General features: G+C 60.9%; 18 protein-coding genes. 6 read left to right on the top strand and 12 right to left on the bottom strand.

Annotated features, from left to right (window positions below; translation table 11 throughout):
- From CW267_RS26725 to CW267_RS26710, 4 genes are all read left to right on the top strand, one after another.
- A partial coding sequence (locus tag CW267_RS26725) for an ArsB/NhaD family transporter (RefSeq protein ID WP_319826677.1) occupies positions 1-696 on the top strand: 696 nt, incomplete at its 5' end.
- Between the two features lie 9 nt (positions 697-705).
- A complete protein-coding gene (arsC, locus tag CW267_RS26720; RefSeq protein ID WP_029602178.1) occupies positions 706-1,128 on the top strand; it encodes a glutaredoxin-dependent arsenate reductase in 423 nt (140 codons plus the stop codon).
- Between the two features lie 476 nt (positions 1,129-1,604).
- Positions 1,605-3,158, top strand: a complete 1,554-nt coding sequence (locus CW267_RS26715; protein WP_086070693.1) for a peptide MFS transporter — start codon at positions 1,605-1,607, stop codon at positions 3,156-3,158.
- Between the two features lie 183 nt (positions 3,159-3,341).
- Complete coding sequence (locus CW267_RS26710) at positions 3,342-3,641, top strand: DUF1889 family protein (RefSeq protein WP_008806393.1); 300 nt, start codon at positions 3,342-3,344, stop codon at positions 3,639-3,641.
- Positions 3,642-3,906: 265 nt separating this feature from the next.
- Here CW267_RS26710 and CW267_RS26705 read toward each other — a convergent pair whose 3' ends face one another.
- Genes CW267_RS26705 through CW267_RS26690 form a run of 4 tightly spaced genes read right to left on the bottom strand, consistent with a single transcriptional unit; the run spans position 3,907 to position 8,606 of the window.
- Positions 3,907-5,355, bottom strand: coding sequence for an MdtP family multidrug efflux transporter outer membrane subunit (locus CW267_RS26705; RefSeq protein ID WP_012540610.1), 1,449 nt, complete (start codon positions 5,353-5,355; stop codon positions 3,907-3,909).
- On the bottom strand, positions 5,352-7,289 hold the full coding sequence (gene mdtO, locus CW267_RS26700) for a multidrug efflux transporter permease subunit MdtO (protein ID WP_022064930.1): 1,938 nt from the start codon (positions 7,287-7,289) through the stop codon (positions 5,352-5,354). The genes CW267_RS26705 and mdtO overlap by 4 nt, the downstream gene beginning before the upstream one ends.
- A 12-nt stretch (positions 7,290-7,301) precedes the next feature.
- A complete protein-coding gene (gene mdtN / locus CW267_RS26695; protein WP_008806390.1) occupies positions 7,302-8,327 on the bottom strand; it encodes a multidrug transporter subunit MdtN in 1,026 nt (341 codons plus the stop codon).
- A 6-nt stretch (positions 8,328-8,333) separates the two neighbouring features.
- A complete protein-coding gene (locus CW267_RS26690; RefSeq protein ID WP_008806389.1) occupies positions 8,334-8,606 on the bottom strand; it encodes a YtcA family lipoprotein in 273 nt (90 codons plus the stop codon).
- 206 nt (positions 8,607-8,812) lie between these two features.
- On the opposite strand from CW267_RS26690, the gene yjdI reads away from it, so the two are divergent.
- Together yjdI and CW267_RS26680 are read left to right on the top strand one after the other, a co-directional pair.
- On the top strand, positions 8,813-9,043 hold the full coding sequence (yjdI, locus tag CW267_RS26685; protein ID WP_012540613.1) for a 4Fe-4S mono-cluster protein YjdI: 231 nt from the start codon (positions 8,813-8,815) through the stop codon (positions 9,041-9,043).
- A gap of 11 nt (positions 9,044-9,054) precedes the next feature.
- Positions 9,055-9,327, top strand: coding sequence for a GNAT family N-acetyltransferase (locus tag CW267_RS26680; protein WP_008806388.1), 273 nt, complete (start codon positions 9,055-9,057; stop codon positions 9,325-9,327).
- A gap of 42 nt (positions 9,328-9,369) precedes the next feature.
- Here CW267_RS26680 and CW267_RS26675 read toward each other — a convergent pair whose 3' ends face one another.
- The 8 genes from CW267_RS26675 to fimA form a co-directional block, all read right to left on the bottom strand.
- Complete coding sequence (locus CW267_RS26675; protein WP_040968855.1) at positions 9,370-10,782, bottom strand: cyclic diguanylate phosphodiesterase; 1,413 nt, start codon at positions 10,780-10,782, stop codon at positions 9,370-9,372.
- A complete protein-coding gene (locus tag CW267_RS26670) occupies positions 10,779-11,684 on the bottom strand; it encodes a fimbrial protein (protein ID WP_012540615.1) in 906 nt (301 codons plus the stop codon). Before CW267_RS26670 ends, CW267_RS26675 begins: the two co-directional genes overlap by 4 nt.
- A 17-nt stretch (positions 11,685-11,701) precedes the next feature.
- Positions 11,702-12,187, bottom strand: a complete 486-nt coding sequence (locus CW267_RS26665; protein ID WP_074194464.1) for a fimbrial protein — start codon at positions 12,185-12,187, stop codon at positions 11,702-11,704.
- A gap of 27 nt (positions 12,188-12,214) precedes the next feature.
- A complete protein-coding gene (locus CW267_RS26660) occupies positions 12,215-12,742 on the bottom strand; it encodes a fimbrial protein (RefSeq protein WP_012540617.1) in 528 nt (175 codons plus the stop codon).
- 10 nt (positions 12,743-12,752) lie between these two features.
- Positions 12,753-15,368 carry a fimbrial biogenesis usher protein gene (locus CW267_RS26655; protein WP_032733789.1) on the bottom strand — a complete coding sequence of 872 codons (2,616 nt, stop codon included), beginning with the start codon at positions 15,366-15,368 and terminating at the stop codon, positions 12,753-12,755.
- A gap of 80 nt (positions 15,369-15,448) precedes the next feature.
- Complete coding sequence (locus CW267_RS26650) at positions 15,449-16,153, bottom strand: fimbria/pilus periplasmic chaperone (protein ID WP_012540619.1); 705 nt, start codon at positions 16,151-16,153, stop codon at positions 15,449-15,451.
- Between the two features lie 49 nt (positions 16,154-16,202).
- Positions 16,203-16,739 carry a fimbrial protein gene (locus tag CW267_RS26645; protein ID WP_012967260.1) on the bottom strand — a complete coding sequence of 179 codons (537 nt, stop codon included), beginning with the start codon at positions 16,737-16,739 and terminating at the stop codon, positions 16,203-16,205.
- A 70-nt stretch (positions 16,740-16,809) separates the two neighbouring features.
- Positions 16,810-17,358 (bottom strand): type 1 fimbrial major subunit FimA, encoded by a 549-nt coding sequence (gene fimA, locus CW267_RS26640; protein WP_008806380.1) that lies wholly within the window; start codon positions 17,356-17,358, stop codon positions 16,810-16,812.
- Positions 17,359-17,498: the final 140 nt, after the last annotated feature.

The raw sequence follows: 17,498 nt of genomic DNA, 5'->3' as shown, positions 1-17,498 counted from the left end.
CGGGATATCCCGCCGGCCTGGGATATGGCGTTACTGAAAGCGCCGGTCACGGCGATAAAAGATCCGGCGACGTTCCGCACCGGCTGGGGCGTGCTGCTGCTGTTGCTGGTCGGCTTTTTCGTTCTTGACCCGCTGGGGATCCTGGTCAGCGCCATCGCGGCGCCGGGAGCGGGGATCCTGTTTGCTGTCGCGAAGCGCGGGCGGGTGATTAACACCGGCAAGGTGCTGCGCGGCGCCCCGTGGCAGATCGTGATCTTCTCGCTGGGAATGTATCTGGTGGTGTATGGCCTGCGAAACGCCGGGTTAACGGATTATCTGACCACGGTGCTGAACATGCTGGCGGAGCGCGGGCTCTGGGCCGCGACGCTGGGCACCGGTATCCTGTCGGCCTTCCTCTCTTCAATAATGAATAATATGCCCAGCGTACTGGTCGGCGCCCTGTCGATTGATGGCAGCGCGGCAACAGGGACGATCAAAGAGGCCATGATTTATGCCAACGTCATCGGCTGCGATCTGGGGCCCAAGATCACGCCAATTGGTAGCCTGGCCACGCTGCTCTGGCTGCATGTGCTGGCGCAGAAGCACATCACCATCGGTTGGGGGTATTATTTCCGCTGCGGCATTACCATGACCCTGCCGGTGCTGCTTGTGACGCTGGCCGCGCTGGCGCTGCGTCTCTCCTTCAACCAGCCATGAGAACGTACTATGAGCATCACCATTTACCATAACCCTGACTGCGGCACTTCGCGTAATACCCTGGCGCTGATCCGCAACAGCGGCGCTGAGCCCACCATTATCTATTATCTGGAGACGCCGCCATCGCGCGATGAGCTGCGCCAGCTGATCGCCGCGATGGCGATCCCGGTACGTGCCCTGCTACGGAAAAACGTTGAACCCTACGACGCGCTGTGGCTGGCGGAAGACCGGTTTACTGACGATCAGTTAATCGACTTTATGCTTCAGCATCCGATCCTGATTAACCGTCCGATCGTGACAACGCCGCGGGGCACCCGACTCTGCCGCCCGTCAGAGGTGGTGCTGGAGATCCTGACGGCGTCGCAAAAAGGCGCGTTCGTGAAGGAAGACGGTGAGCCAGTCATTGATGCCGCAGGGCAGCGTGTGAAATAACTCGCGAAAGGCGCCGGCTTTGACTCCCGGCTGCCTCACTTCCCCTCCCGTCATCCTCCGCGACAAACACTGTGGGCCAGGATAGTCCCTGATAGAGAAATATTGCCACTTAGCGTGGTTTCTACATCATTCCACCTGTTTTCCTTACTTTTTCTGTCGTTATCCTGGCAGCCGAACTGAGCCGCTATAGATCCTCGCCTTAGAGTTAACTTTCTGTTTTTTAATAAAAATAATCGGATTTTCTGCACTAATATAAAGTCAATGCTGTTTATCTTTTTATGAACGTTAAATCTGTAAAACTAGATGTTTGTCGACTTTTCATCTAAAAAGGGAAGGTAAGGGGCTGGACAAAACCATTGTGTGGTTATCAAATGGTTAAAAATGCTCGCGTTTGATGTTAATGCAAACAAATTATAAATCGTCAGCCCGCTTTATACGGTTAACTTGCGCTGCGGCGCACCTTACCTGGAGAATTTATGCATTCCTCTGTTAATAAAAACGAAAGCCGTACCTTTTTCGGCCATCCTTATCCGCTGGGCTCCCTGTTCTTCACCGAAATGTGGGAGCGCTTCTCGTTTTACGGCATCCGTCCCTTACTGATCCTGTTTATGGCGGCGACGGTGTACGACGGCGGGATGGGACTGGCGCGGGAGAACGCCTCGGCGATCGTCGGGATTTTTGCTGGCAGTATGTATCTGGCCGCGCTGCCGGGCGGCTGGCTGGCGGATAACTGGCTTGGCCAGCAGCGGGCCGTCTGGTACGGCTCTATCCTGATCGCCCTGGGGCACCTGTCGATCGCCCTGTCGGCATGGCTGGGCAACGACCTGTTCTTTATCGGCCTAATGTTTATCGTCCTCGGTTCCGGGTTGTTTAAAACCTGTATCTCAGTGATGGTCGGCACCCTGTATAAAAAAGGCGACGCGCGCCGCGACGGCGGTTTTTCGCTGTTCTATATGGGGATCAACATCGGCTCGTTTATCGCGCCCTTGATCTCCGGTTGGCTGATTAAATCCCATGGCTGGCACTGGGGCTTCGGCATCGGGGGGATCGGGATGCTGGTGGCGCTGGTCATTTTCCGCGTCTTTGCCGTGCCGTCGATGAAGCGCTATGACGCGGAGGTCGGCCTCGATTCCACCTGGAACAGCCCGGTGGCGAAAAAGAATGGCGTCGGAGCGTGGCTGCTGGCGCTGGCCCTGGGGGTGGCAGTGCTGGTCACGCTGATTAGCCTGGGCACGATCGTGATTAACCCGGTGGCGGTGGCCAGCGCGCTGGTCTATGTGATTGCCGCCTCCGTGGCGCTCTATTTCATCTGGCTGTTCGTCTTCGCTGGGCTGAACCGTAAAGAGCGGGCGCGCCTGCTGGTGTGCTTTATTTTGCTGGTCTCGGCGGCCTTTTTCTGGTCCGCGTTTGAACAGAAACCGACCTCCTTTAACCTGTTTGCTAACGACTACACCAACCGGATGATCGGCGACTTTGAGATCCCCGCGGTCTGGTTCCAGTCGATTAACGCCTTGTTTATCATTCTGCTCGCGCCGGTATTCAGCTGGGCGTGGCCTGCGCTGGCGCGTAAAAACGTGCGTCCGGGCAGTATGACCAAATTCGTGATTGGCATCCTGTGCGCAGCGGCGGGCTTTGGCCTGATGATGCTGGCGGCGCAGAACGTCCTGAGCAACGGCGGGGCCGGTGTGTCGCCGCTGTGGCTGGTGGGCAGCATCCTGATGCTGACGCTCGGTGAGCTGTGCCTGAGTCCGATTGGTCTGGCGACCATGACTTTGCTGGCGCCGGAGAGAATGCGCGGCCAGATGATGGGCCTGTGGTTCTGCGCCAGCGCGCTGGGTAACCTGGCGGCGGGCCTGATTGGCGGTCACGTGAAGGCCGATCAGCTGTCGCTGCTGCCGGACCTCTTCGCCCGCTGCTCCATCGCATTGCTGATCTGCGCCGCCGTACTGGCCGTGCTGATTGTCCCGGTCCGTCGGATGCTGGAGAACAGTCGGTCCAGCGCCGGGCAAACATCCGTCAGCAACGCCTGACGCGATCCTCAGGCCGGCCCTACGGGGCCGGCTTATTTTTGTACGAAACCCGCCTCAGCAGAACAAAATCCCTTTTTCAGAATGCGCGATGTCCCATAACGTGAGCGTGTTCTTTGAAATCACGTCACTTTCCGGTCCATAGTGTAGTCAGGTTTACTATGTGGTTAATATAAGGACACACCTATGCCAGCAGTCATTGATAAAGCATTGGATTTCATCGGTGGTATGAATACGTCTGAGCCAGTACCACAGTCTATGGATGAAAGTACCGCGAAGGGAATTCTCAAATATTTGAAAGAGCTGGGCGTGCCCGCCACCCCGGCCGACGTCGCTGAACGCGGGCAGCAGCAGGGCTGGAGCGCCGGGTTTACCGACAAAGTGGCGGATTGGGCTGAACGGATCGCCGCCGGCGAGCGGATGGTCATCAAGCATCCGGAATTCTTTTCCACCTATATGCAGGAGGAGCTGCGCGCCCTGGTGTAATCGCCGCGCAGCCACCCCGCCTCTTCTGTTAAATGCCTTCCCCATCCGGGAAGGCATTCTTGCTGATGACAAACCTGTTTGGTTATTGTGCCCGCCTTTCTGCCGGGTGGCGGCTTCGCCTTACCCGGCCTACGAAAGACAGCAATATCAAACCCTTATGCGGTTGGCTGTAGGCCCGCGCAAGCACAGCGCCGCCGGGCAATCTCTGAAGATTGCACTTTGTCTACAGTCTGAATGCCTTCTCCACCGGGGGAAGGCATTTTTGTTACTGGCCGCGGTAGCCGCCGCCCAGGGCTTTGATCAGGGTAATGTCGGTGCTTAGCCGCTGGGCCTCAATGTCCAGCAGCAACAGCTGCTGGGCGAGGACCGCCCGCCGGGCCTCTTCGGCGGCGTAGCGGCTGAGCAGGCCGCGCTGATAATGGGCGCGAGCGCTGTCGGTAGTGGTCTGCGCCGCGGTGACCTTTAGCTGCTGCAGCGCGCGCTGTTGGTTCAGATCGTTAAGCTGGCTGGAGCTGATGGCGACATCGCGCACCGCGTCCAGCACCGCCTGGTTGTACTGTTTGATCAGGATGTTGCTGGCGGTGCGCACCGACTGCAGATTAGCGTTCAGACGACCGCCGTCGAAGATTGGCAGATACAGCCCGGGCAGCAGGTTGATCTGCTGGAAAGAGGACTTAAACAGATCCCCGACGCTCAGGGCGTTATATCCCCAGAACGCTTTGATATCAAAATGAGGATAGAAGGCCGCTTTCGCCGCATCGACCTGGCTCAGGGAGGCAGTCACGTAGCCGCGCAGCGCCTGCAGGTCCGGACGGCGGGCCAGCAGCTCGAAAGAGAGCGACGATGGCAGCGTCTCCTGGAGCGCCGGCAGCGCCACCGGATGGATGGCCGGCATGCTTTGCGCATCGGCGCCGATCAGCGCCCGCAGGGTTTCACGATACTGGGTCAGCATCCCCTCGGCGCTAATGATCTGCTGGCGGGCGGCGAGCTGCTCAGCCCGGGCATTGGCCACATCCACACTGTCTTCCACGCCGCGTTGGGTCCGGTGCTCATGGGCCGCTGCCGAGAATTGGGCAATACCCTCCAGCTCCTGCAGCAGCGCGATTTTCTGGAACGTCGCCTGCATGGCGAAATAGAGCTGCGCCACGCTGCTGGCGATGTCGAGCTCAATGCCGGCGGTCTCCGCCAGCCGGGCATTTTTCTCGCCAATGGCGGCGGCGACCCGGGCGCGATCGGCTCCCCAGAGATCGATATTCAGCTGCGCCCCGACGCCAACGGTATTCAGCGTATACCAGGGACCGTTCTTATCCACCGGCAGGGAGTACGAGTAGGGCCAGCTAAAGGATTTGTCGGTGATCCGCAGGCGGTTTTGCGCCGCGACGGCGGTGGCCTGCAGGCCCATCGCCGACCGGGCGAGTTCCACCGTGGACTGCGACTGGGAGATGCGTAGCCGGGCGGCCTGCATGGTCGGCGAGTTCTGCAGCGCCCGGTTGATCAACATGTTGAGCTGAGGATCATCATAGGCCTCCCACCAGCGGGCTGCCGGCCAGTCGCTGTTCGCCAGGTGGATCACCTGCGCCAGCTGGGCCTGCTGCGGATTGACGATGGCGACCTGGGAAGGCTCATCCTGGATGAGCGCGCAGCCGCTGAGCAGCGTCAGCGTCAGGGTAAAGAGAGTGACCCGCAATCGCGCGGGGAAAGGAAGCATCATCATGACGTTTTAGCCTGTTGCTCAGTCGCTATCGGTGTCGGGCCCCAGTCGGGCAGGGCGGCCAGCGCGGTAGCCAGCGCCGGGCCAAAGGGGTTGCGGAGATCGGCGGCCAGCGTCCCGTCAGGCGCTGCCGCCTCCTGTTCGATACGTTCGGCGTAGCGCCGCAGCTGTTCGGCGCAGCGGGCCAGCGTCGGGTCTCCCGGCGCGGCGTTGAGCCGGTAGCCTTCGCTGAGGCGGGCGATCTCCTCGGCCTGGGCGAGGGTGGCGCGCATCGGCCAGCCTTTCGCCTGGGGCCAGGGATGGGCCCAGGTGCCCAGCGGTTCAGCGCGAACCCGATGGAGCAGCGCTTCGCTGTCGGTGAAGGCGACAAACAGGGGAGCCAGCGGCACCGCCTCCTTCGGAGCGGCGAGACAGTCCGCCAGCCGGCGATAAAGCGCCGCAAGACGGGATTTCAGCTGCGGTGCTTCGCTGTCCGGCCAGAGATACAAATGGACAATGGAGGAGACCAGCACCCCGAGCAGGATGCCGAGCACCCGATCCCGCAGCTCGGTGAGGTTCGTCAGCGGGCCAAACCAGCTGAGGAAGGCCAGCGCAAAGGTGAAACCAATCTGGATCCCGGCGTAGGCGATACGCTCCGAGCCGGCGGCAATCCACGCCGCCAGCGCCAGCACCGGCAGAGACATCGCCAGCAGGCCCGACAGCGAATCGGTCCAGGGCTGAACAAAGACGATTAACAGCAGCGCCAGCAGGGTGGCGAGCAGCGCCCCGCCGATACGCAGCCATGTCTTTTGCATCGTGGCGCCCAGCCCGGGCTGGGCGACAATGACGCAGCTCAGCATAATGGTGTGCAGCCCTTGCCAGTCGGCAGCGGTATAGAAGACATAGCAGATTAGCGTCGCCAGCAGGGTCTTGAGCGCAAAATGGAGATAAGCCGGGTTGCGCCAGGCGTCCGGCGCCAGCAGGGGCGCCTTCTCCACCTCACCCTGCGGCAGGGCGACGGGCTCACCCTGCGCCAGCTGCTGCAGGAGGGTAGCCATCTCCTGCAGAACCGCGTGATTAATGCCACGACCGCTGAGCGCCAGGGGAGGAATGGCGCCGTCAAACTGTTCCTCGCTGAGGGCACTCTTCAGCTTCAGTACCGCCTGCGACAGCTGCTGGCGATCTTCGCTATCTGCCTCGTCTGCTTGCAGCAGCGCCGCCAGCTGATAGCAGCGCAGGGTGGCGGCCAGCCGCGAGCGCCAGGCCTGCGGTTCGGCGGCTATCTCCGGCGTGGCCCGGCTGGCCTGGGCGAACAGCGACTGCAGCTGGTTGAACTGCGCGGCGGTCTCGCCGAAGGTCGGTGGCGCTTCATCGCCAGGAGCCGTCAGCCGCCGGGCGACCTCGTGCAGCATCCCCGCCAGGCGCGCCTTAAACTGGTTGCCGGGAAAGGCCTGCTGAAAACAGGCGTTGACCAGCAAAGTGACGAGGATCGCGGTGTTAATCGCCACCCACAGCCAGAGCAGCAGCCGCACCAGGATCTCGCTCTGACTGGTCATTGACGGGAAGGTCTGAGCGTAAATCACCGCCAGCGCCACCACGAAAAAAGCCAGCCCCAGCTTACCCAGCACCCGCATCAGGTAGATGGCGCAGAAAAAGAGCGCCACGGAGGCCGCCAGGCGGATCAGCGGGTAGTCATAGGTCCACTTGATGATCAGCAGCACGCCGCCGAGCGCCACGGTGACGGTGACAAAAAAGACCACGCTGACCAGCTTGATCATCAACACGTTAGGCTGGCTAACGTAGAACACGACGATCAGCGCAACAGCCAGGAAGGGGATCTGCAGAGTCATAAACAGGGTGATGAGCACCGCGCAGCTCAGCGTCAGGCGCAGCGTGTAGCTGGCGCGTCCCGGCGCGTCGCGCAGCTCCTGGCGTAAAAAATGGGCGAGAGGAAACATCGCGTCCCCCGGCTACGGCTGCAGCACGGCGCTGGCCGAGGCGCCCATGCGGAACAGCGCCGGATCGGGATCGCTGACGGCGATTTTCACCGGGAAGCGCTGCGAGACGTGAACCCAGTTAATGCTTTTTTGGATCAGCGGCAGCCCTTCGATGACGCTCCCGCCTTCGGGCAGGACCCCGGAGCCGACCGAATCGACCACCCCGTTAAAGGTCCGGTTGTGGTTGGTCATCACGGTGATCCGCGCCGCCACGCCGGGGCGCACGTTATTCAGATCGGTCTCGCGGAAGTTAGCGATCACATACCAGCGGTCGTCATCCAGCAGGGTAAAGACCGGCTTCAGCGCCGAGGCGTACTGGCCGACGGTGGTTTTCAGCGCCACCACCACGCCGTTGAAGGGCGCACGCACTTCGGTAAATTCCAGATGCAGTTCGGCGAGGGCGATTTGCGCCAGGATCCCGGCGCGTTGTGCCACCATGGCATCCACGCCGGTCACGGCCGCCGAGGCCTGTCTGGCCTGCAGCAGCGTGGCCTCCAGCTCCGCCCGCGCCGCTTTCTCAGCGGTGCGCGCCTGATCGAGATCTTCCTGGGAGGCAAACCCCTGCGGCACCAGCGGCTCAAGGCGGGTGCGCGTGGAGGTGGTCTGCTTGACCAGCGCTCTGGCGCGCTCGACGGCGGCCGCCACCGACTGGGCGTTATACTCCTGCGCTTTGATGGTGCGCTGGGTCAGCATGATCTGCGCGTCGAGGGTCGTCAGCCGCGCTTTCGCGTCATCGAGCATCGCCTGATAGGGACGGGGGTCGATGCGGAACAGCAGATCGCCTTTTTTCACCCGCTGGTTATCGCGAATGGGCATCTCCACGATGCGTCCGCTGACCTCGGGCACCACATCGATGGTATCGGCATAGACATAGGCGTCATTGGTCTCCGGCGAGGTTTGCAACTGCCAGATAACCAGGATCAGCGCCAGGATAGCGGCAAGGACCAGCGCCAGCAGAGGCCACTTTTTGCGTAACAGGGGAGTGCGGGAAGTTGTCATAAGCGATCAGTGAACAAAAAACAGAAACCACAGCAGCGTGGCGAACAGGAACATCAGCGCGACATAGCTGAAGACCAGAGGAGAAAAGCGCGGCTGCCAGCCTTTACGGGTAATCAGGATATGGCAGGGGATCAGTAAAAACGCACCGCCCAATAAGCAGAAAAACCAGCCGGGGAACGCGGCGCCCAATACCGGGATCGCGGGCGAAAGTGAGCAGCCGGAAAGCGGCAAGACGAGCAGTAACCGCGCCGGGCGGGCGATGGTGGCAATATGATTCAATAGAGCATCCCTGAGTGATCATACCAGTGTGTGATGAGTGTAATCGCCTCGTTGCGGGAATGAAAGTCAACGGATCGCCGACTGCGGGATCCTTACCCGATGGGAAAGCATGATGTGAGGCGCCAATTCCCACGCTTACGCGTAGTCAGCCGCGACGTGTAGGACTATGCTTAGCCTGAAACATAAAAAAAGAACGAGGCAATGTCATGGATAAGGAATTACTGGAAGCGGGCTACCGGGCCTACACCGGAGAGAAAATCGACGTCTACTTTAATACGGCGATCTGTCAGCATTCGGGGAACTGCGTGCGCGGCAGCGCGAAGCTTTTTAACCTGAAGCGTAAACCGTGGATTATCCCGGATGAAGTGGATGTGGCGACGGTGGTAAAAGTGATCGATACCTGCCCGAGCGGCGCCCTGCACTATCGTCATAAATAAGCGAGGAGAAGATGGAAATACTGGAAGGGCACAACAAGTTTTATGTTAACGACGCGCAGGGAAACCAGGTGGCGGAAATTGTTTTTGTTCCCACCGGCGACCACCTCAGCATTATCGAACATACCGATGTTGATCCCAGCCTGAAAGGCCAGGGCGTGGGGAAACAGCTGGTGGCGAAGGTGGTGGAAAAAATGCGCCAGGAGCAGCGGAAGATCATCCCTCTCTGCCCGTTTGCCAAACATGAATTCGATAACACCCGCGAATACGACGATATTCGCGCCTGACGTACCGGCACCGGTGCCAACCGGTGCGCTTTTCTCGCGCCATCAACGATCCGCCGGATCGCGCTGATGCGAAAAGCGGCGGATCAGATCCGGGAGATGCTCGCGCCGCATCGGCGGTGAAAACAGATAGCCCTGGAAACGGTCAATACCCAGCGATTTTAACTGCGTAAACTTCGCCAGCGAATCCACCCCTTCCGCCACGCAGCGGCTGCCGCTCAACTGGCAGTAGTAGGCCAGGCTTTTTATCAGCGCAAGCGCCTTCTGATCGTGCTGAGCGTCGTTGACGATACTCATATCCAGTTTATAGGCATTGAAGTGCAGGCGACGCGCCGGAAAGATGACGCTCCCCTGAGAAAAGCAGTCGTCCAGCATCACCCGCACGCCAGCACGTTGCAGTTCCTCCACCTGGGCGGTGGATCGGCTCTGACGGCGAAAATCGATGGTTTCAGCATATTCCAGCACCAGCCTTTCCACGCCCTCTGGCTGCCGGAGCTGCTGGCGAGCGGCTTCCACCATCCGCAGCAGGCTATCGCTGGCGGCGAGCGAGGAAGGAATATTGACCGAAAAATAGAAAGTACCCGGATGCTCATTAATATTCTGCACGGCCTCCTGCAGGACAAAGGCCGTGAGCAGCAGCCAGGCGTAGTCGGCGCGGAACTGCGGCAAAAAAGCCTGCGGATGGAGAACCTGGCCGCGGTGGCGCCAGCGGATCAGGATCTCCACCCCCTGTAGCTGTGAGCGACTATCGACGATAGGTTGAAAAACCGGGAAGACCTGGCGATCGTGGATCGCTTGTACCCATTCCTGTTCAAACGCCGACAGTGAGCTGGCGGATGAGCGCGGTAGCAGCGTACGCGGAAAGCGGGGGGCCAGATGCGGGTGATATTCCACCAGCTTTTTCACCCCGGCCAGCCGCTGGGTGTAGAGCGTTTTCTGGCTCAATCGGAGACGCCGGGCCTGCTCGCCTATCGTCTGCCCTTGCAGCAGGGCGAGGATCACTTTGAACTCGGCATGGCTCAATCCGGCGGCTCGTTTGTCGTGGAGCAGGGCGGCTTCACTGGCAAGCCGCTCAAGTCGCGGTGCGTTCTCCAGCCGATCGGCCAGCTCCGTGCAGGACAGATCGGCGGGGGCGGTATGGACGTTGCGCAGACGATCCGGATGGCTCACCTGATAAAGCAGCGTTTGCCACAGCCAGATGGCCGGGCTGCGGCTCAGAATCAACATCGGTAACGGCTGCAAGGCCTGGTCGAGCAGCCTTGCCGCCTGGCGCAGCGTGGTGAGCATCCACAGGGGATCGTCAGGGAGAAACACCACGATCCGCGTCACGGCGGTCAGCTCCCGCAGGGACACGCCCTCGACCGGCAGCTCAACGGGCCGCTTCGCGGCGTTCACCATCAGCTGGCTCAACCCGCGGGCGGCCAGCGAGCAGGGTGAGAGGATATAGTCGGTCATCATTGATAGACAAAGGTGATGCCGATGATCGACTGCACGTTGCCGGCAGTGACCTGGCCTGTGGTCCGGGCATAGGTTGCCGTCAGACCGAGATTAACTGGCGAGGTACTGACGGTGCCCAGCGAGACCGTGCTGTTCGCCGGCACGGCGCTGCCGTTGCGGGTCAGCTGAACGCCTATCCCCTGCGCCGGTGAGGCGGAGGCGGTATTGGTGAAGATCGCGTTGGCGCTATCCGCGGTGGTGCCGGAGAGGTAATACCCCAGCTGCTGGCTTTGCGCGCAGTGCACGGTGAGCGGCACGGCCATCGATCCCGGGTAGTCGGGGAGGGTGACGGTGACATCGCGGGCGGAGACATCGCAGCCGCCGGTGGGGACCACCACGTCGTTGTTGGCGTAAATGTTCCAGATGAACTGGAAGGAGTCGCTATTGTAGTTGTTGGTCTGATGCAGGATCAGCACCGCGATTAACGATCCTGCGGTGATCGCCACCCCACCGGCGGTGCTGACCGGCGTCAGATACAGGACGGTGGGCCAGGGCTTATCGGTCCGTGAATCGTAAACCACCCGCGCCGTTTCCGTGGTGGTCGGGAAGGGGTAAGAGGTGCCGTTATATTTCACGGTGCCGGAGAAACTCGACAGCACGCCGCCGTAGGCGGATCCGCGCTGCAGGGTGACGTAGTCAGTGATCGTTTCCGGATAGTCGTTATGGCAAAAAATCTGCGTGGAGAGGTCGACCACCAGGTTTTGCCCGACGTTAACCGCCGGTGTCAGATTTACGTAGACGTTGGCTGACCCGCCGCCGATGGGGATCGTCGCCCCGGTGGCCGTTTTGCAGGCAAAGGACCAGGCGTTCATCGACCAGCCCAACAGCAGCAGGGTGGTGAACAGGGGGATAATTTTTTTCATCATAATGCTCTCCTGGCTCAGGCGTAGGTATAGGTGACGTTAATCACCGCCTGAATGGTGCCTTGCGTGGCGCCGCCGTTGACGGACAGGGCTCTAACCTGCAGCGGGAAGCGAGCGGACTGGCTGGCCTCATCCACCTGTACCGACTGGCTGCTGCCATTGTTCAGCGTGGTGCCGTCCTCGCTCTGCAGTTCGAGCTGAATATTGCCCGCCGTTCCCTGGTTTTTGTAATAGCCGGTGCTGTCCGCCGTCCCGCTGAAGGTGGCCTTCACCCGTGAAGTACCCACGGGGCAGTTACTGAGATCCAGCGCCACGCTGTGCCAGGCCGATGCCGAGCCCGCGCCGATCAGGCTAAAGGTATAGAGATCGCCCAGCTCGACGGTGGCATTGACGGTGGAAACCGTGCAGGGTCTGGCCACCACCTTCCCGTTGACGGTGAGGGTGACGTCGGCCGCCCGCAGGGAAGCGCTCGCGGTTAACAGGCCGGCCAGCAGCCAGCCCACGTGGGTCCATTTCATTTCAGCCTCCGCTTACTGAAATTCCAGCGTGAATGTCGCTGTCGCATTGACATGCCCGGCGGTGACGGGCACCTGAGTGGCCATCAGACGGGCGTAAAAGTTGAGAATGTTGGTCTGGCCCGGCGTCAGCGTGGTCCAGGACATGGCTGACGACGGCGCATTGACCGGCAGCCGGGACTGCTGCTGATCGAGAATTTCCACCCCCATTCCCGCCGCCGCCGAGGCGCCGGCATCGAGTTTTAACAGGCTGGTGTTGACGCTGTCCGCCACGCCGGTGAAACCGACCTTCACCGCGGTGACGGAAGTGCCGCAGGGCGACAGCACGATGCGGAACGGCACCGGCGGCGTCGTCGCCCCGACGGCATAAAACTGCTTCGCGGCGTTGTCCTGAAAATCGACGGTGAAATCCTTCGACTCGCCGGCCACTGCGCAGGCGTTGTCGCGCACATAGCCGCTGATGGTGATCGTGCTATCGGCAGCGAAGGCAAACGGCGTCACCAGGGTGAGCAGGGCGCCCAGCAGATACTGCAGTGTTTTCATCATGATCTCCTTAGCGGCACGCGGCCGACAGCTGGCTGAGCGCCTGCTGCTGACTCTCCGGCGGCAGACGATAATCGGCCACGCACTGAGCGTCCGGGCCATCGCCCCATTTCACTCGCACCTTGCCCGCCAGCGGCATCCCGCTCAGGTAGACCTGGCCGTTATCCGCGACGATGCTGCCGCTCTGGTTGCTGTCGCCGGTGGCGAGGGCGCCAAACGGCACCGGTTTGCCGCGATGGGTCAGCGTCATCAGGATCTTCATTCCCACCTGCGCGTTAAAGTTGGCGCGGACGATCGCCCCATGGGTCGGCACCACGCTGACCACTGCATCATCAAGGTCGACATTGTCTGCCAGGGTGTTGGTGTCCAGCGCGATCCGGTTTTCGCGATACTCGGTGGCATAGGGCAGGACGGCATACCCGCGCCAGTCGGTGCGTACCCCGGTCTGGTTTTCCACCTTCACGCCGCCGGCGCCGGGGGCTTTCACCAGCACCACGGTATCGTTCAACGGCTGGCTCAGGGTGATGCCGTTGGCGTGCGCCAGCACGCCGCCGCTGACCCCGTAGTAGAGCTGTTTAAAGCCGTCGCTGCGGCTGTAGCCGACGTTGGCGTTGCCGTAGCCGCCGCGGTAGTTGAGCGCCGTATAGCCTGTGCTCCCGCTGTCGCCGTTGCCGCCGCCGGCATAGCCGGTCTGCACGCTATAGCTGAGGTTGTTGTCTTCCAGCAGGGTGCCGTACAGGCCCGCCAGGTTAGTCATGCGGCCATTGAGATCGTGCGACAGGCTGTAGCTGGCGCTGGCGTGCCGCCAGACTGAGCGGCTATCGGAACGCAGCCAGTGGCTGAAGGGGATATTGACGTTGACCGCCAGCATCTGATCGCGACCTTGCTGCCAGGCGTTTTTGGTCAGGCTGTAACTTAGCGACCAGTTGATATCGTCTACGGCGGCGTTGAGGCCGGCCTGCAGCTGCTCATCGGCATCGTCGGTGCCCCAGTAGGTCTGGTGGCTGCCGCTGAGATAGAGGGTGGCGGTGCGCCCCAGCTGCTGGGTCACGCTAAGTTGCACCTTGCCGCGCTTGCTGTAAGCCAGATTGTAGTAGTCGGTAAATTTGGGTTTCACCTGGATAACGCCGTCCTGAGTTTCCACACTGTAGCCGCTCATCCGGCGGTAGGTGGTATCGGCAAAGTTATAGTAGCCGCGGGTGGAGTAGCGGTAGCCCACCAGCTGCAGGTTAGTCCCGGTCTCATCCAGGGATTTGTTATAGAGGAAACGCACCGACTGTCCCTGATGCTCGCTGTCGTCCGCCAGCGTGGCGTTGGCCTGGGTGATATCCAGCGACAGGGCGCCGAAATAGCCCATGTTTTTCCCCACCCCAAGGTTAAAGGCGCGATAGCGGTCCGCTAGCTGAGTGCCGCCGTACAGGGTCCAGCCGGCCGGCAGGCCATGCATGGCCGTGCTCTGGAAAAAATCGGGCGTTTCCTGTTGGCTGTTGCCGCTGCGGTACTCTCCGGCAGTGAGGGCGAAGCGGGTATGGCCTTCGCGCTGCAGCACCGGCACCGTTGACCAGGGCACGCTGAAGACCTGGCGGGAGCCATCCGCTTCTTTAATCGTGACCTGCAGATCGCCGCCATTGCCCGCGGCGTAGAGATCGTCGATGGTAAACGGCCCCGGCGGCACTGTGCTCTGGTAGATTTCATAGCCGTTTTGTTTGATTGACACCTGCGCCGTGCCGCGGGCGATCCCGTGGATCACCGGCGCGAAGCCTTTCTGGCTGTCCGGTAGCATATTGTCGTCCGAGGCCAGCTGGGCGCCGCGGAAGTTGATCCCGTCGAAGACATCGCCGTTGGTATAGCTGTCCCCGAGGGTGAGTCGCGAACGCAGAGGCGTGATGTCCCGCTCAAGCCAGCTGTTAACGTGCTGCCAGCGGTTTTCACTGGAGGAAGCGCTGCCGCTGCCGCTACTGTAGCTCCACGTGCTGTTATCGCGCAGACGCCAGGCGCCAACGTTCAGGCCGCTCTGCAGATTCAGATAGGCGTAACGGCTGCTGCCACCCGTGGTGTTATGGACGTTATTGCCCGTGAAGTTATAGTTAATCAGCCCGGCGGTGATACCGTTATCCCACAGCTCCGGCGGAATATAGCCGCGCGCGCGGGTGCCCATAAATGCCTGAGGCACGGTGAGATACAGACGCTGTTGGCCGACGTCGAAGCGCGTAGTGGCTTCGCTGATAAGCGTCGTTAGCGGCACGCAGGCTGCGCTGTCCAGCGTCGCCATGCCCGGCACCCGACCGGTATCCACGCCCATGCTCGCCAGCTGGCCGCGCGTCAGACAGGGCGACAAGCCATGGCCCTGAACGTCGGCCTGGAAAGTGACGTCCCGGGTGGTCATAAAACCATTGTTGAGATAAATATCGACGCGATAGGTGCCTGGCGGCACCTCCTGGCCTTTTTCAAATCCCGACAGGTCAGCCACCGCCGCCGGATCGTCAGCTAAGAAGCGGGGGTTAAAATAGAGGTCCGCCCGCGCGGCAAACGGCTGTGAGCAGAGCCACAGCGTCAGCGCCGGCGTAATCAGGCGCCGGGCGCTTCGGCAACCCCAATGGTCCAGTCCATATTTTCGATGTGACATAATCCCTCCGGTCCGACGTTGCCCGGCTGTCAGTGCTTCTGGTCATGCGCAGCGTGGCCCGCGCGGCGGGGTACTCTGGGTTAACGCAGTACGCCATTCATTTTCGGCGTCAGCGCGCCGTAATCGTTAATCGTGCGATAGGTGATGGTGCTCCCGGCATCCGCGGGCAGCTTGACGCTGGTTTTGCCCATCGGCGGCACGAGGGCGTTTTCCAGAATGCGCGTCCCGGCGTTCAGTTCGGTCACCGTCAGGTAATAAGGGGTGGGGTTCGTCAGCGTCAGCGACGATCCGCTGCGGCTAAAGGTCAGCTTTTCCGCTGCCTGATCCGGGGGCAGTGCCAGTTTTCCCGGACGGTAGTAGAGCTTGATGCGGCTGATAATCGCCAGCTGCAGGGTATTGTCGCTGAGCTTGGATTTATCCATCGAGGGGATCGCCTTCACGTTCATCCAGAACAGGCTTTCCCGATCCTGCGGCAGCTGGTTATTGGTGGCGTCGATAATGCGCAGGGTGTTCTCTTTTTTGCCCTGCATGGCAAACAGCGGGGGAGTGATGACAAACCGGCCGTCTCGCTGACCATCGGCATTTTCCACCCATGACTGTATAAGCCAGGTGCTGTTGTCGTCATTATTGGTCACCGCGAGCTGGACCTGCTTCTGTCCCGCCGGGTAGATAACCCGGGTCGCGCCCAGCGCGACGCCCGCCTGCGCGCTGGCGCTCAACGCACCGGCGACGAAAAGTAAACATCCCGCCAGTATGCCGCGTGTCGTCGTTGCCATTTTTCTCACGTTATCTCCTTGTCTGCTCACCGTGTTGTCCTGTTTGTCTGCGGATTAATTACTGATAGGTCAATGAGAACCAGGCCTGGGCGTTGGCCGCGCCGCCGGTGACCTGGCGTCCGGTCGCCCGATATTTGGCGACAAAATTGAGCGTCGTCGGTCCGCGGTAGAGCGGCACCCAGCGGTCGGGCGGACGATTGAGCGGCAGCTGCTGGCCCTGACTGTCGAACAGCGCAATGCCAATCCCGCTGGCGATCCCCGGGCCTTCGCCCACCGAGAGCACATCGGGATTTTTACCATCAGCCACGCCGTGAAATGCCACCCCCACATGCTGGCTGACTGCGGTACTGCAATCCTGTAAATGAATCGCGAAAGGGATCGGGTTACTGTCTTCGCCGACATCATGAAATCGGTTACTGCTGATCTGCCCCAGATTGACCGTCATCTGCCGATCGCCCGCTTCGACGCGGCAGGAACTCGCCATAATCAGGCCCTGAAAACGCATGCTGCCCCCAGGCAGCGTGACGTTCCACTGATTACCGGCCAGGGCCAGCGGGGGTAGTAGCAGCAGCAGACCTGATTTCATTCCCTGCATCGTTTCACTCCAGTTGGAAATAGAGAGCGGGCCCTCCTGGCCCTGATTGCCTCCCTGCGTGGATCGGGCCTTACTCGTATTGCACTTTGAACGTGGCATCCGCGTTCGCCGTACCGGCGGTCGCTGCGCCGGTCGCGTAGTAACGCGCCTGGAACGGGATGATGTTGGTGCCGTCATTCAGCGTGGTCGCGGCACTGAAGGTGGCCCCGTCCAGCGCCAGCGGCGTGCCGGTGCTGTCGAGGATCTGCACGCCAACGTTGGTTGCGCCGCCGGCGGCAGAGTTTTGCAGTGCCAGAACGGTGGTGTTGCTGCTGTCGATAGCGGTACCGGAGAAAGCGACAGAAGCTTTGGTCGCCACTGTGGTGTCGCAGTCATCCAGCTGAATGTTGAAACCGACGGAGGAGCTGGTGCTACCTGCGGTGGCAAGTTTCGCGGAACGCACCTGACCTAACTGGACGGTTTGATCGATAGAGCCGGCATCTACCGCACAGGCCGCATTGACGACTTCCCCTTTAAAATGCACTGTCCCGCCGTTGACCGTGGTGGTATCGGCCAGCGCCGCCGCGGAGCTCAGAGACAGGGCTGACACAACAACCATTGCCAGTGTTTTGATTTTCATACTGTTTTCCTTTGAACGATGTCGAAATAACGAACCGGATTGGCAGCCGATGTGCCTTCCAGGCATGTCAGATTTCAGCCGAGTAGTCAGGCTGCCGGCTCTGCACAGTTTTTACCCAACTGATGAGACAATTGGGGCCA

It is taken from the genome of Klebsiella sp. X1-16S-Nf21 (genome assembly GCF_002837615.1).
Lineage (GTDB): Bacteria > Pseudomonadota > Gammaproteobacteria > Enterobacterales > Enterobacteriaceae > Klebsiella > Klebsiella variicola.
The sequence above is the reverse complement of the archived record's forward strand: the minus strand, read 5'-3'. Positions and strand labels throughout refer to the sequence as shown.